This window comes from Methanolobus sp. WCC1, assembly GCF_045690315.1.
Classification (GTDB): Archaea; Halobacteriota; Methanosarcinia; order Methanosarcinales; family Methanosarcinaceae; genus Methanolobus; species Methanolobus tindarius.
In genome coordinates this window covers 1,274,042-1,288,925 of the sequence record NZ_CP146979.1, presented here as the reverse complement: position 1 = coordinate 1,288,925, position 14,884 = coordinate 1,274,042, and the positions used below count along the sequence as shown (strand labels likewise).

General features: G+C 40.7%; 11 protein-coding genes. 10 read left to right on the top strand and 1 reads right to left on the bottom strand.

The genetic code is table 11. The features are described 5' to 3' along the window. Positions 1-20 precede the first annotated feature (20 nt). From V7O61_RS06295 to V7O61_RS06255, 9 genes are all read left to right on the top strand, one after another. Complete coding sequence (locus V7O61_RS06295; protein WP_407282398.1) at positions 21-905, top strand: DUF58 domain-containing protein; 885 nt, start codon at positions 21-23, stop codon at positions 903-905. Then, on the top strand, positions 905-2,779 hold the full coding sequence (locus tag V7O61_RS06290; protein ID WP_407282399.1) for a BatA domain-containing protein: 1,875 nt from the start codon (positions 905-907) through the stop codon (positions 2,777-2,779). Before V7O61_RS06295 ends, V7O61_RS06290 begins: the two co-directional genes overlap by 1 nt. Further along, positions 2,779-5,301, top strand: a complete 2,523-nt coding sequence (locus tag V7O61_RS06285; RefSeq protein ID WP_407282400.1) for a VWA domain-containing protein — start codon at positions 2,779-2,781, stop codon at positions 5,299-5,301. The genes V7O61_RS06290 and V7O61_RS06285 overlap by 1 nt, the downstream gene beginning before the upstream one ends. A gap of 172 nt (positions 5,302-5,473) precedes the next feature. Then, on the top strand, positions 5,474-8,191 hold the full coding sequence (locus V7O61_RS06280; RefSeq protein ID WP_407282401.1) for a PAS domain S-box protein: 2,718 nt from the start codon (positions 5,474-5,476) through the stop codon (positions 8,189-8,191). A gap of 44 nt (positions 8,192-8,235) precedes the next feature. Then, on the top strand, positions 8,236-8,820 hold the full coding sequence (locus V7O61_RS06275; RefSeq protein ID WP_407282402.1) for a GTP-binding protein: 585 nt from the start codon (positions 8,236-8,238) through the stop codon (positions 8,818-8,820). 301 nt (positions 8,821-9,121) lie between these two features. Beyond that, a complete protein-coding gene (locus V7O61_RS06270; protein WP_407282403.1) occupies positions 9,122-10,426 on the top strand; it encodes an O-acetylhomoserine aminocarboxypropyltransferase/cysteine synthase family protein in 1,305 nt (434 codons plus the stop codon). Continuing rightward, positions 10,423-11,895 carry a homoserine O-acetyltransferase gene (locus tag V7O61_RS06265; protein ID WP_407282404.1) on the top strand — a complete coding sequence of 491 codons (1,473 nt, stop codon included), beginning with the start codon at positions 10,423-10,425 and terminating at the stop codon, positions 11,893-11,895. Before V7O61_RS06270 ends, V7O61_RS06265 begins: the two co-directional genes overlap by 4 nt. A gap of 119 nt (positions 11,896-12,014) precedes the next feature. Continuing rightward, the gene (locus V7O61_RS06260) at positions 12,015-12,377 is read left to right on the top strand and encodes an HTH domain-containing protein (RefSeq protein ID WP_023846330.1); all 363 of its coding nucleotides are present in this window, start codon (positions 12,015-12,017) and stop codon (positions 12,375-12,377) included. A 120-nt stretch (positions 12,378-12,497) separates the two neighbouring features. Then, positions 12,498-13,112 (top strand): 4Fe-4S binding protein, encoded by a 615-nt coding sequence (locus V7O61_RS06255; protein ID WP_407282405.1) that lies wholly within the window; start codon positions 12,498-12,500, stop codon positions 13,110-13,112. Positions 13,113-13,414: 302 nt separating this feature from the next. Here the strand turns inward: V7O61_RS06255 and V7O61_RS06250 are convergent, their stop codons facing one another. Next, entirely contained in the window at positions 13,415-13,909 is a 495-nt protein-coding gene (locus V7O61_RS06250) for a DUF2115 domain-containing protein (protein WP_407282406.1), read from the bottom strand. An 85-nt stretch (positions 13,910-13,994) separates the two neighbouring features. Between V7O61_RS06250 and V7O61_RS06245 the strand changes: the two genes are divergently transcribed. After that, positions 13,995-14,804 (top strand): hypothetical protein, encoded by an 810-nt coding sequence (locus V7O61_RS06245; RefSeq protein WP_407282407.1) that lies wholly within the window; start codon positions 13,995-13,997, stop codon positions 14,802-14,804. Positions 14,805-14,884 lie beyond the last annotated feature (80 nt).

The following is a 14,884-nucleotide window of genomic DNA, read 5'->3' as shown; positions in this document are numbered from 1 at the left end:
AACTTACAAGGGCACTTGCAATGAGCGACAAGAGACATAATATTGATGTTGAGTTCTTCAGGCAGCTTGACCGCTTTACCTTCATGGTAAGGAAAAGAATATCAACTGCATATGCTGGTAGCAGACGTTCCATCCATAGTGGAAGAGGACTGGACACCATCGGCTACCGTGAGTATAACCGGGGAGATGAAATAAAGTCCATTGACTGGAAAGCATATGCGAGGTCTGAGAAACTCTATATCAGGCAGTTCGAGGAAGATAAATCCCTGACAACCCATATTCTGCTGGACTGCAGCAAGAGTATGGACTATACGGGTGGAGCTGACCTCAGCAAATTCGAATATGCTACAATGCTTGCCGCTGGCTTTGCCTATCTTGTAACCAAGGACAATGATAAGTTTGCCATATCCACCTTTGCAGAGAATGTCGAGTTCTCAAAACCCAGAAGAGGAAGAAAATATCTGCTCAAAACCATCGAGAGACTTGAAACGGTTCCAATTGGTGGTAAAACAGACATCAATGAATGTACTATACAGTACGGAAAAGCCATACACTCCCGATCACTTGTTATCCTTATCTCCGATTTCATGCAGGATCCTAAAGATATAGAATCCGCAATCTACCGCTTTTCCGATCATGACCTTATACTTGTACAGGTGCTTGACAGGACAGAAAGTTCTCTTGAAATTCACGGGCACAGCAGGCTTATTGACCTTGAATCCGGTGTTAAGCTTGACACATATATCAGCGAGGATTTAAAGAGCGAATACCAGAAAAAGCTCACAGACCACATCAACCACATCGGTGATACATGCAGCAGGGTTGGTGCGGAATTCTACACTTTCACCACTGACATTCCCATTTTCGATGCTTTCTTCCACACAATCAGCCGGAGGAAATGGTAATGCCTTTTGATAATCCAGTGGCACTGGCTGCTCTTGCGAGTGTTATTCCACTTATAATATTGTACCTTCTAAGGCCGAAGCCACTTCAGGTACAGATTCCTTCCCTGATGTTCCTTATGGATATAAAGGAAGAGAAAAAACGATTCTACACGTCCATTTCCAAACTTGTAAAGGACCCGCTATTCTTTATCCAGCTATTTGTGCTAATACTCCTTGCACTTGCAGCTGCTTCTCCTTACTTTGAAAGCCAGGAAGCACTTAGCGGAGATCATACGGTGCTTATCATTGACGGTTCTGCAAGTATGCAGACAGACAACAGGTTCAGTGATGCGATATCAAAAGCAGAGGATTATGTCAGTAAAACAAACACAGTCATTCTTGCAGAAAGCACACCGGTAACAATTATTGAAGAAGCTAATGCCCAGGCAACCTATGATGCACTTGAATCAATGAAGGCACAGGCAACTGTTGCTGACATGTCAAGTGCCATTTCAGCAGCCATGAGAATACTTTCAGACCAGGGAGGAAACATTGTTGTTGTTTCTGATTTTGCAAGCTGGAACGGTGATGACCCGGTAAATTCCATGAAACTTGCTGAGTCCTACGGACTTAATGTGCAGTTCCTCCTTGTCGGCAGGGATGCCGACAACATTGGAATTATCCAGGGAACAATTGAAGTTGAAGATGGTAAGTACAATTATAACGGAGTTATCAAGAACTACCAGAACAGCAGGCAGACTGTTGATGTTGAAATCGAGAATCTTGACAGTGGAAAGACAAGTTCAACCTCCCTTGCAATACCTGCAAGGTCAACAAAGCAGCTTCGCCTTACAAACCTTGGAACCGGCATAACGGAAGTAAGAATTCTTGATGATGACAGCCTGGCGGCAGATAATACTGCTTATATTTCTATTCCTAAAATTTCAGACAGGCAACTGCTCTTTGTGACAGATGTAGATGACCTGCCCTCAAAAATAGCACTTTCACTTATACCAACGATTACTGTTAAAGAACTTGAAGGCGTGCCTGATGACCTTTCAGATTACAGCATCATTGTGATTGCGAATAAAGAAAGAGCACTTGCAAGCAATGAGATACCACTTCTAAGCACTTATCTCAACGCAGGAGGAAAAGTCGTATTCATTGCAAGTGAAGCATTGTCATCTGAAAATGCAAAGACAGAACTTGTAGAGCTTCTTCCCATAATGCCTGAATCCGTGGAAGACACAGATAACGGAGTGACCCTGGAAGTTGTCCAGGATACAAGACTCAGTGAAGACATAAAGTATGACGAAGTGGCAATGTACAAATACCTTAATGTTACGGAAAGGATTGAATCAACAACCCTTGTTGCCACTGAAGATGACGTACCCATGCTGGTATACGGACCTGTTGGTGACGGAACTTCAGTTTATCTTGGAATAAATGACATTGCAGGCGAAGATGCATGGAATAACTTCCACAACCTGCCTGAATATCCTGTATTCTGGTCAAAGCTTGCCGGATGGCTTGGAGGAACCGGAAGTGTACAGGACTATAATCTCAAGACAGGAACTGTTTCAGCGCTGGCAAAGGAACAGGAAATTCAAACTCCAAGCACTACGGATACTGTAAGCCGTGTACTTTATGACGAAGTGGGTGTTTACCAGGTAGCCGGAAAAGAGATTGCTGTAAACTTATACACTGATAAGGAATCTGACACAACGCTTGAAGGCGATGATGTTATTGAACGCTCACAGGCTGACGATGAACCTGGAATTGTACGTGAAAGCTCGTATACAGCAAAGAATTACCTTGATACTTATATGATAATCATTGTTTTTGCATTAGTTATACTGGAGCTTCTTGTAATAAGAAAGAGAGGTGAGCTCTGATGGTAAGTTTTGAAAATCCGGGAATATTCTGGCTTATATTGCCAGTTCTTATTGCAGGACTTTATCTTCTGAAAAAGGGAACTAAAAAAGGACTTATTATATCACGTATCATTGTTGCCATTTTGCTTATTACTGCCCTGGCATCACCTTTCATATTAGTCGCAAGTGTCACTTCAGACGACAATCCGAATATTGTGATAATCTCCGATGAAACAGATAGTATGGAGATATTCTCAAACGAATCAGCAACTGAACTTTATGAAGCTCTTACTGCAAAAACACCGACATCACTTGTACGTCTTACCGGAGACAGCACTGCACTTGGTGATGCCATTGTGCAATATTCCACAGGAGATAACCAGATTGTGCTGGTTTCTGACGGTAACAGCAATACGGGAGAAGATGTGGAAACAGCACTGCAATTTGCACAGGAAATGGGAACCACTGTATACTATGTACAGCCGGAAGTGGAGTACAACGACATCAGTGTTGAAATTGAAGGTGACAAGACCGTTGTACGTAACAACGAGAACCAGTTCAACATCATTGTCACACAGGCACTGGAACAGGAAATCAGGTACACTTATGAACTATACAGCGATGACACACTAATAAGCAGTCGTACCATTACCCAGAAAGAACGTACAAAAACAATACCAATTACACAGGTCACATTCAGAACTCTGGGAGCACACACCCTGAGAGCTGAAATTATACCCTCAAGCTTTGATTATGACCCAATAAATAATGAATTCTACAAAGCGATCTATGCGATCCCAAAACCAAAGATAAGGACAATTGGACTTGATGTTAATTCCCCGCTTGCAGATATATTGCTTAATCTCTACGATGTTTCAAGAACGGGAGAACTTGCAAACATTGACAGTCGCAAGGCAATAGTTGTCGATAATACTCATGCAAACACTTTCAGTGAGAGCGAAGTAGAAGAACTGAAAAGTTTCCTCAACGATGGAAAAGGAATTGTTGTTGTTGGCGGTGACAGTTCCTATAACTTCGGCGACTATCTCAATTCATCCTTTGAAGAAATACTTCCTATTCGCTCTGAGCCAACTGACTGGACTGGCGGAAGAAGTATTGTGCTTGTTCTCGATCTATCAGGTAGTTTTGGAGGAGGAGAAAACATAGCAGTCAATGACTCCAAATCGAGTTTAAACACAAGAAGGATTGACGAAGTATTGTCAATGGCAAATAGCATAGTTAACAACGAGGATCTCCGTGATTCCGATTTATCAGTAGTAGCATTTACAGATACTGTAAATGAAATATCAGATGGATTTGTCACACTATCAAATGAAAATGATAGAGAGGAATTAGTTGATACAATTTCAACCTTAGAAGCCCAACTTACAGATAAGTCACATTTAGAGGAAGCACTTTCATTTGCCGAGGATGAACTTAATCAAAAGGGAGGACAATCTCTTGTGATTATTATTTCTGATGGTGGACTTGGATATGATCCAGAAATATATAGTGATAGTGTGGAAATCTCATCTAGAATGCATGATAATGGAGTAGATTTCATATTTGTTCATGTATATTCAACTCAAAAATATCAGAAGGATAGTAACGGTGATTATTACGCTGAATTATTCATATCCGCAATAGGACAGGATACTGGTTATTACCATACAGAAGAAGATACCTACACAGTAGACATTGATTTTGGAACCGCTGATGAGGATGAACCGGACTTTGAGGAAGAAACTGATTCGGGTGATTTCCCCCTGATAGAACTTAACTCCAAGCATTTCATCACAAAGAACATTGATATTGAAGGCAGTGTCACTGGTTACAATGACGTTACACCAAAAGCCGGAGCTGACAGGCTTATCATAACAAGTACAGGTAAACCAATACTTACCACATGGAGATACGGACTTGGGAGAGTAGCCGCAATAACCACTGATGATGGACTTGGCGGTGACAATATGTGGGCAACTGAGCTTTACTCTGGCAACAACTCCAAACTTATTTCGTCAACTGTTAACTGGGTAATTGGAAATCCAATTGAGGAAAGTGGAGCTGTTGTTGAAGCAGATGACACATGGTATGGTACTCCTACCACAATTGAACTTACAATGTATGATGAAGGTATTCCAACACTGAAGCTTGATGATGAAACACTTGACCTGTCACTTACCGGAACTAATGTCTATGAAGCTGTTATCGAACCGGATTCAATAGGAATGCACTATCTTTCAGGCTATCCGGTGGCAGTGAACTACGCCCTTGAATACAGGAATATGGGAGTAAATGAAGATATGCCAAGTCTTATAATAGCAAATGGTGGGACCATATATGGTTCGGTAACCGAGGCAAGATCAGGTATATTTGAGAAAGCGCAGGAGAATTCTGAAAAACTGGTAAAGGAAAGTGTAAGCCAGAAATACTATTTCCTGATTGCAGCCCTCATATTATTCCTTGGTGAAGTAATCATTAGAAGGATGAAAGAAATAAAGGAAATGAAACAACAGGAAAAAGAAATCAGGCATGAAGACTGAATTCCTGTTAACTTCCCTTTTTTCTTTTTAGATTAATAGTTATTTTTTATTATCAAACCTGTAACTTTATTAATATGTACTTCGCATATACATGCGTAACAATTGCCATGATGCGTACACGAATGAAAAATGAACATGATTGTCATGATGTACTTATTGACAAGGGGATCAGATGACTGATAATCAGAATTTAAAAATTCTGTTTGTAGAAGACGTACCCGAAGACCTGGAACTTGCCAAAAGAAAAATAAAAAGCAGTGGTCTTAGGTTTGAATATTTTCTGGCTGAAAAAGAAGATGAATTTTTAAAAGGCCTGTATGAATTCAAACCTGACATAATCATATCAGACTACATGCTGCCTGAATTTGATGGTATGCGGGCACTTGAACTGGCACTTACATACAACATCAACATACCTTTTATCATCCTTACAGGTTCCATGAACGAGGAAATAGCTGTTGAAGCCATGAAAGCCGGTGCCACAGATTATATTCTCAAGGAACGCATCAGCAGGTTACCATTTGCCATCAGGGAAGCTATTGATGTTAAAAATGCACTGGTTGAAAAGAAAATAGCCCTTGATGCCCTGAAATCCATGTCAGAAATAGTGCAGCAATCCCCGTTTTCTGTTATTTCTACGAATCTGGAAGGGATAATAACAAGCTGGAACAAAGGAGCCGAAAGAATATTCGGTTATACATCCGAAGAAGCTCTGGGCAGGAATGTATCTATTCTCTATCATAAAAATGACTTTGATGTACTGCAAAATTATGTTATAGAACCTTTGCTTGCAAAAGGATACAACCAGATACAAGTCAGGTTATTGCGAAAAGGAGGAGAACTTTTCATTGGGTCTCTCTCACTATGGGTGGTAAAAGACGGCGCAGGGAATCCTATTGGAATGGTGGGTTACACATATGACATCACCAAAGAAGTGGAAGCTGAAAATGAGCTCAGGATAAAAGACCAGGCAATTGAATCCGACATTGATGGAATTGTACTTGTTGACCTGAATGGAAACCTTACATATGCAAATAGTGCAGCGTGCAGTATGTGGGGGTATGCCGACAAAGAAGAGGTTATCGGTAAGAAAATAAAAGATTTTCTGGCGTCAGATGAAGATGGTGAACGAATACTGAATGAACTAAAAGAACATGCTTTTAAATCCGAGTTCAAGGCAATTAGAAAAGACGGCTCTGAGTTTCCTGTATGGTTATCTGCATCAAGAATAAGGGACAGTGATGGAAAGATAGTTTCTTACATGAGTTCACTTGTAGATTATACTGAGAAAAAGAAAGCTGAAGATGCACTTGAAACCAGTGAACAGATGTACCGGCTGCTTGCCGAGAATACACTTGATTGTATCTGGTCCATGGATATGAACCTGAATTTTACATATGGAAACCATGCCGTTTACAATATACTCGGATATCTTCCGGAAGAGTGGATCGGATCAAATTTAAAAGACCATTGTGATGAAGAGAATTTCAATAAAATGAAAGAATATATCGGTATCGGTATGCAAAAAGCCCCAATTTCTGAGGGCATTCGTTTCCAGGTTGACGTGCTTAATAAAGAAGGTCATTCAGTACCCGTAGAAATAATCGGTAAACTAATTTTCGATGAAAACGGAGCACCTGTTTGCTTACAGGGAACAACAAGAGACGTTACTAAAAGAGTGGAAGCCGAAAACGCCCTGAAAGAAAGCGAAGAGAGACTTGAACTTGCACTAAGGGTTTCAGAACATGGATTCTGGGTTTGGGATCTTGACCAGAATGATTTCTATTTCAATCCAAAAGCATACACTATGCTGGGTTATGAAGACAATGAGTTTCCCATGTCAATAGACGTATGGAGTAACATGATGCATCCTGATGACAGGAAGCAGGTAATTCCCGAAATCATTAATTGTGTAAATAAAAGAAAGCCCTTTAGTTTTGAGATACGAATGACAGGTAAATCCAGTGATTGGATCTGGGTGCTGGTAAAGGGAAATACCTTTAATCTGAAAAGTAAAAAGCATTGGGCAATCGGAACCCTTGTTGATATTACAGAAAGGAAGAAGACTGAAGAGCAAATGTTGCTTGCAAGAATAGCAGCCGAGGAAGCTAACCGCTGCAAAAATGAACTGCTGGCAAACATGAACCATGAACTCAGGACACCGCTTAACTCAATCATTGGATTTTCAGATGTACTTCTGACTGGAAGCCTTGGACAGGTCAGCGCTGAACAGGAAAAATACCTTCGTCTTATGAACAACGAAGGTCACAGGCTTTTGAGCCTTATCAACCACGTACTGGACCTTTCAAAAATAGAATCTGATGGTATAACTCTTAATTTTTCAAACTTCGATCCGGTTTTGGTTGCTGAAAATGTTATGGAATCCACAGAGATGCTTGCTAAGAAAAAGAACATAAGAGCAAGCATGAGTACCGATAGAAATATTGGCACTATAACTGCCGATGTTGACAAGTTCAGGGAAATACTCTACAACCTAATAGAAAATGCACTCAAATTCACACCCCAAAGCGGGAATATTATTGTTGTTATGAACAGGAAAGATGAAGAGATAGAAGTTTCAGTTCAGGACACTGGAATTGGGATTGCAGAAGAAGACAGAGAAAGAATATTTGATGCATTTGTGCAGGTGGATGGTTCCACCACAAGAAGATATGGAGGAGCCGGACTTGGGCTTGTACTTGTAAGAGAGTACCTGAAAATGCATAACGGATGCATCCGTGTTGAAAGTGAAGCCGGCAAGGGTAGCAAGTTCATTTTTAAGATTCCCGTATATCCTGTCAGGAAAGAGAAATCTGAATATAAAACCCCTATGAAAAGAGGGATTTGCAGGCCAAAGTACCAGCAACAGTCCCAATCACCTAAACCGTAAGCTTCAAGGATGTTTCTTTTCAATATATTTGTGGAGTTTATCTTATGAAAGTCAGTATTATAGGCGGAGCTACAGGCAGTGGTAAAACCACCCTCATTCTGAAGCTTGCAAAATATCTTAACTTGAAGGGGGAGAAAATCGGAGTCATAGTTCAGGAAACAGGTGAAGTGGATTATGATGAGAAGACACTCACAGAACTTGGAATTAAGACAAGGGAAGTAAACAGTGTGTGCATTCCATGCTCCCTTGACACAGATATTCGAAGTAATCTCCTGACAATACAGGAAGAGTTTAATCCTGATTCCGTTTTCATTGAAGCAGAGGAAACTGTGCTTCCTCACAAACTGAAAGCAGATCTTGAAAGAATGGAACTTACCGACATGAAGATTCTACCCTCTGTTGTACTTGTTGATTCACCTGAATTTGAAACAGCAGACGACCAGCTTACGGAGTATGTCAGAAAACAAACAGCAGGTGCAGAGATTGTTTGCATTGGTAAAGTGTGGTTGGATACTGATGAACATTCCGATGCTGTCAAAGAGCTTATCGGAAAGCTTAACCCTGATGCAAAGGTGCTTAAGTATCCTGAAAGCGATGATGAAAATTTCCTGGCACAATTGCTGGGATAAATTAGTTTTTAGTTTTCTTTTGCATATCTGGCCTGACAGGTAATTCAGAGCTTATATACTCTTCATCTTCTTTTTTTGATGATTTTCAGTTGATTCCCATCCTGAAAACTTCTGAATTTAATCTGCTGCCAATAAAATATAAATTTAAGAGCACATAAATATAAATGTTCAATCGTGTAACATAACACTAAATAATAACTAATAGTAATATTCACAAAGTGAATTATGCAAAATTATATATAACAATGCACCCATCATGAAATAGTGCAAAATAAAGCACATAAAATCCAGAGGAAATAAAATGGACAAAAGAAACTACGGACCAAATACACTGGCTTTACATGCCGGCCAGGAACCTGACCCTGCAACCGGGTCGCGTGCGGTACCAATTTACCAGACAGCATCATACACATTCAGGGACGCAGAACATGCAGCCAATCTTTTCGGACTGAAAGAATCCGGTAACATTTATACCAGGCTCATGAACCCAACCACCGATGTGCTTGAGAAGAGAGTTGCTGCCATTGAAGGTGGCACTGGTGCACTTGCAGTTTCCTCTGGGATGTCCGCCATCACTCTTGCAACACTTGGTGTAACCGGTCCCGGAGATGAGATTGTTGCAGCCAATAACCTCTACGGTGGAACTTATCAGTTATTCAATAACACCTTCAAGAATCTTGCAAGAAAAGTTGCCTTTGTAGATTCAACAAAACCTGAAGAATTCAGAAATGCAATTACTGAAAAAACGAAGGCAATATACACAGAGATAATTGGAAATCCTAAACTTGATATACCAAACCTCGAGGAAATTTCAAAGATAGCACATGAAGCAGGAATACCACTCATAGTTGACAATACAGTGGGAATCGGAATTGTAAAACCAATTGACCTTGGTGCTGATATTGTGGTACTTTCTGCAACCAAATTCCTCGGAGGACATGGAACAACCATCGGGGGAGTGATTGTTGATTCCGGAAATTTCAACTGGGATAATGGAAAGTTCCCCGGACTTACAGAACCGGACCCCGGTTATCACGGACTTAACTACTGGGAAGCATTCGGTGATGTTCCAGAACTTGGAAACGTTGCATTCATAACCAAGATGAGAGTTCACCTGCTGCGTGATCTCGGACCGGCACTTAGTCCTTTTAATTCATTCCTGTTACTTCAGGGACTGGAAACACTTCCACTGAGAGTTGAAAGACATAGCAGTAATGCACTCAAAATTGCAGAGTTCCTGAATAAGCACCCTGCTGTTGATTGGGTGAACTATCCGGGACTTGAAGACCATCCAAGTCATGAACTTGCAACAAAGTACCTGAAAGGAAAATATGGCGCAATTCTTGGGTTTGGAATCAAAGGCGGGCTTGAAGCAGGAAAGAAATTCATTGACAGCGTTGAACTGCTCTCACATCTTGCAAACATTGGTGATGCGAAGACACTTGTTATTCATCCTGCATCTACAACACATCAGCAGTTGACCACTGAAGAAAGAAAGTCCACAGGAGTTACTGAGGATTTTATCCGCATGTCAGTCGGACTTGAGGATGTGGAAGATCTGATAACTGATATCGACCAGGCACTGAAGAGGTCACAGGAACTATGAAGAAAGAATCTGTCGGGATAGTGGAGACTGAGATCTTCAACCTGCCGGGTGAACTGGTGCTTGATAGTGGTAAGAAGCTGAAGAATGTCAATGTAGCTTATGAAACTTATGGAAAACTAAACCCGGAAAAAAGCAATGCAATTCTTATCTGCCATGCACTCACAGGCGATGCGCATGCAGCAGGACTCCATAGTGGTGAAAGCAAAACCGGATGGTGGGATGTGCTTATTGGTCCCGGAAAGACCATTGATACTAACAGGTATTTTGTAATCTGTTCCAATGTACTTGGCGGATGCAAAGGGTCAACCGGACCTTCCTGCATAAACCCTGAAACAGGGAAAGAATACGGGACTTCTTTCCCTTTTATAACCATAAAGGACATGGTAAAAGTTCAGAAGGAGCTTATTGACCACCTTGGAATTAAGAAACTCTTTGCGGTTATCGGCGGTTCAATGGGAGGAACTCAGGTGCTGCAATGGTCTGTGACATATCCTGACAGTTTAAGTAAGGCTATTGTCATTGCAAGTACAGCCAGATCATCACCTCAGCAAATAGCATTCAGCGAGGTTGGAAGAATGGCAATACTCTCTGACCCGGACTGGAACAATGGAGATTATTACTCCGGTAATGCACCTATTCACGGGCTTGCACTGGCCAGAATGATTGGACATATTACCTATCTTAGTGATGATTCCATGCACCATAAATTTGGAAGACGGCTTCAGGATAAAAAGGATCTGGATTACAATCTTGGTTTTGATTTCCAGGTGGAGAGCTACCTTCATTATCAGGGGCAGTCTTTCACAAAAAGATTTGATGCAAATTCCTATCTATACATTACAAAAGCACTGGACTATTTTGATCTTGCAGTGAATGGCTCCCTGATAGAGGGAATGAAGAATGCAAGAGCAAAGTTTCTGGTTGTAGCGGTAAGCTCTGACTGGCTCTACCCGCCTTACCAGTCAAAAGAAGTTGTGTCCGCATTGAGTGCAAATGACATTGATGTGACTTACAGGGAAATTGAGTCCAATTACGGACACGATGCTTTCCTGCTGGAATCCGGGCAATTAGGTTACATTATCGGCAACTTTCTTTCCCATACGCTTGTTTCCGACATAATGAAAAGAGAGATAAAAACCATCAGGAATGGACTTAGTATTGAGGAAACGGCACAGGTAATGTTTGAAAGTGGGATTACACATCTGCCGGTTGTTGATGATGAAAACAAACTTACCGGAATAATAACTTCATGGGATATTTCAAAAGCTGTTGCCCTGAAATGTAATTCCCTTGACAAAATCATGGTAAGGGATGTGATCACGGCAAAAGGAAACGAGGATATTGAAAGTGCTGCAAAGAAAATGGAACAGAATTTCATCTCTGCACTCCCTGTTGTTGATGATAATAACCGGATTATCGGCATCATTGGAAGTGATGAAATCAACCGGATGATAGGCGGGTGTCAGTGAGCATCCATTTCAACTATTTTTGTAGTACTTCTGTTTTTTAGCCTTTTTTTTCAGTTCTTGAAACTCTTTATATATAACTGCAACTTTAATGCAGTACTGTTGATAAATGGAGGTATCAAATGGTTGACTTTGCCTGTAAAGAGTTTGAGATTGAAGCTGTAATAAAATGTGGATTGAACCTGACAAAAGCCGAACTACAGATATTGAAGTATTTCCTGCAATACGGGCAGGACTGGCTTACTACAGAAAAAATTGCTGAAGAGCTTGAACTTAATCTTTCAACTGTCCAGAGAAGTGTGAAGAAACTCTACGAAAGAAAAATTCTCATCCGTTCCCAGAACAACATGGACGGTGGAGGATACTTCTTTGTATACAAGATACGCAGCAAGAAGGACATTCATGAACTTATCATGGAAATCGTCAACAGCTGGGTTAAGAGAGTGGATAGTGAATTGCAGTCATGGGCTGATGAGAATCAGTAGACCAGTAGAATTAGTAATACCACCCCCTGAAAATTGTGCTAATAAAAAACGTCAAAATACTTAGAAAAATTACAATTATCGTAATTATTAAAATTATAAGAGAAAAGAGAGGATGAAAACGTGCTGAAAATTACTCCATATCTTGGAATTCTGGTTATTATCGTGTCAATTGCAGGACTGTGGTTCCCGCTTCTTGGATACTTCCTGCTGCTTGTATTTGCAACGCTGCTTATTACAAGTATCTCCCGCGGAAGATGGTTCTGCGGAAACCTCTGCCCCAGAGGAAGTTTCAATGATTTCTGGGTCGGGAAAATAACACAGGGAAAGAAAATACCTAAAATACTCAGAAGCTACTGGGTCAGAATACCCATCTTCATGCTTATGATGGGATTTATGGGTTACAGACTCCTTAACACCCACGGACTTATTAACCAGATAGGCATGGTTTTTGTCATCATGTGCCTGGTTACAACTTCAATCGCACTGGTCGCAGGAACAACATTCAGCCCCCGAACATGGTGTACATTCTGCCCAATGGGAACCGTCCAGAACCTCATCGGTGGTAAAAAGTACCAGCTCCAGACAGATGAATCAAAGTGCATCAACTGTAACAAGTGCGAAAAGGTCTGCCCGATGCAGCTCGATGTCCATACAAATGGTCCAAAACCTGACTGTATCAAGTGCGGAAGATGCATAACAGCATGTCCAACCAAAGCACTGTCATTTAAAGCTTAAAGCCTGAATATCTTTCCTGATTCTTCAGGCTCTACCTCCTATTTTTCATTTTGATTTTTCGTTTTAGTGACAAAAGCGATTCTTAATCAAAAAACAAAGTAACAATCCGCCGAAGGCGGCACATTCCGATGCTTATGCACAGAAAATTATTCCAAAGACAATTACTAATAGATAAATATGCAGAAGTTCAGGAAGAAGGTGCAAGATATTTGCACATTATTTTGTATATTTTTATGGTAAAACGCCGGCTTCGCCGGACCCTTCGGGTTCATTCAACTTATTCTATTTGTTATTTCTATTCTTTACTGTTCTTCACTGTCCTTACAGATACAGAACTCACAAAATGAGATCCCGGTTTCAGTTTGTTTGTCCTTGACCGGACAATAATAAAAAGTTCCATCCTCAGTTATCTTCAGACCACCGGGAAATACCATTCCCACAGGGTGTAGTGGTTTTCTGACTATGAAAGTAAGGTAGATGTGAACGATGCTAATAAACCGATTCATAGCATCTTTTTTTCTGTCATCAGTATCGTTTTTCTCTTTTATGCTGCTAAGAGCTTTTTCGTATTCTTCTGGGTCGATTTCCTGAATTATAATTTCATCTGGCCTGCATTTTCGGATTTCCAGGAAGCTCTCATAGAGAAATACAAAATAATCGGCTGAATAGATAGTTTTGTAAGGCTCTGGAACGTGTTCTACAGCTTCCATTGCATAGGCTCGTGCAAGACTTATGTCTGCATTGCTGATGCTTAGGCTGTCTTTTTGTAGAGAAAGAAGGAGTTCGGTTGTATTCATTGCTACACTAAACAGTACTGCCCATGTGTTAACCTTTTTTACTAACAAGACATAAAAGAACTCTTAGCTAATTCTTATTATATATGTGGCAAATCCAACCAAAGAAGAGAGAATCAATATGCATCCCGGCAAAGCAAGGCGTGATTATAACGACATTGAATCTATCCTGAACTACAGGAAAGATATCATCTTCAAAGAACATGCTTCCAAACTGGATATCTTCCAGGACTCAATTGAACTGTTGTTTTACCTGACAAAAGTCCTTAATGCCGGATTCCTTGCTGAGTTCAAAAGAACAGGCAAAAGACTCGAAGGTCCAAGAACTATTATACCTGTGCTGTTTGAGCGAAATAACCATAATTTGCTTGCAGCCTACAAGTTAGCATGCATCGGTCTGAATAATCCTGCTTATCTTAATCTGAGAACTGTTTTTGAGGGAATTACCCAGATCTACCTGCTTCACCTGACAGACAGGGAAGCGTACATTTTCTATAAACAGCAGTTGGGCACGCTCACGGAGACGGAAGAAAAAGAGTTAAAAAACAAACATCACTGGCTCAGACCATCAAGAATACGTGAACTATTGTACACCGGTGAAAAGAAGAAACAAGTTGATGATTTTTATATACTCATCTCCAATGCAGCTCACCCCGGAATAAAAAGAGCAATGGGTGATTTTGATTACCGTGAAGAAGTAACTCTTGACGTGCTATCCATTTCCCTGGCTCTGTCGGCTGCCAGCCTTATGAGTATCAAGAACATCTATTCTTCCATGATCGGTGAGGAAGAAGTGGCGGAGATCGATGATTTACTGGACAGGGTGGTGCAGGAATTGGATGGGGAGGTTCTGGATATTAGTCCGAATCATGCGGGTTTTGAGAAAGAATGGGGATAATAGGTAAGTTTAATTTTTTGTACGCTATTATATTTTATGGATTTAAGTAATGAAATAAAATATTTCAAAAAAGGTATATA

Excerpts from the sequence above, each read along its gene's own strand:
- V7O61_RS06290 (WP_407282399.1), top strand. The coding sequence starts at position 905 with ATGCCTTTTGATAATCCAGTGGCACTGGCTGCTCTTGCGAGTGTTATT.
- V7O61_RS06275 (WP_407282402.1), top strand. The coding sequence starts at position 8,236 with ATGAAAGTCAGTATTATAGGCGGAGCTACAGGCAGTGGTAAAACCACC.
- V7O61_RS06285 (WP_407282400.1), top strand. The coding sequence starts at position 2,779 with ATGGTAAGTTTTGAAAATCCGGGAATATTCTGGCTTATATTGCCAGTT.
- V7O61_RS06265 (WP_407282404.1), top strand. The coding sequence starts at position 10,423 with ATGAAGAAAGAATCTGTCGGGATAGTGGAGACTGAGATCTTCAACCTG.
- V7O61_RS06295 (WP_407282398.1), top strand. The coding sequence starts at position 21 with ATGAGCGACAAGAGACATAATATTGATGTTGAGTTCTTCAGGCAGCTT.
- V7O61_RS06270 (WP_407282403.1), top strand. The coding sequence starts at position 9,122 with ATGGACAAAAGAAACTACGGACCAAATACACTGGCTTTACATGCCGGC.
- V7O61_RS06250 (WP_407282406.1), bottom strand. The coding sequence starts at position 13,909 with ATGAATACAACCGAACTCCTTCTTTCTCTACAAAAAGACAGCCTAAGC.
- V7O61_RS06280 (WP_407282401.1), top strand. The coding sequence starts at position 5,474 with ATGACTGATAATCAGAATTTAAAAATTCTGTTTGTAGAAGACGTACCC.
- V7O61_RS06260 (WP_023846330.1), top strand. The coding sequence starts at position 12,015 with ATGGTTGACTTTGCCTGTAAAGAGTTTGAGATTGAAGCTGTAATAAAA.